This is a genomic window from Halomonas salsilacus (genome assembly GCF_051216275.1).
GTDB lineage: Bacteria > Pseudomonadota > Gammaproteobacteria > Pseudomonadales > Halomonadaceae > Halomonas.
The window spans coordinates 294-608 of record NZ_JBPKAQ010000027.1; the positions used below are offsets into that span (position 1 = coordinate 294).

Below are 315 nucleotides of genomic sequence, written 5' to 3' on the forward strand. Positions count from 1 at the left end.
TGCCTTCGATGGCGCTGCCCACGTTGCCCGTGACCTCGCCGCCGTCGCTGTCGCCCAGGGCCACGCCGACCACGGCGCCGTCGTCCGCGCGGCTATCGGCGCCCAGCTGGTCGTTCGCCTTGACATTGCCTTCGGCGGTGTTGCCACTGGTCAGGGTCTCGACGACCACCGGATTTGCCACCGGCACATCGTCGGTGATGGTCACCATCAGGGTGTTGGTCTGGGTGTTACCGAACTGATCGGTGGTCGTGTAGGTGATCTCGTCAACCACCTCGCCCTCGCTGTGATCCGCCGCTGCGGTCAGCGTGTAGCTGT

The 315-nt window shown here is 66.0% G+C and carries 1 protein-coding gene; it reads right to left on the minus strand.

What is annotated here, in order from left to right:
- Positions 1–315 (minus strand): hypothetical protein (locus ACR80S_RS17160; protein ID WP_435403913.1); only part of this gene is annotated, 315 nt, incomplete at both ends.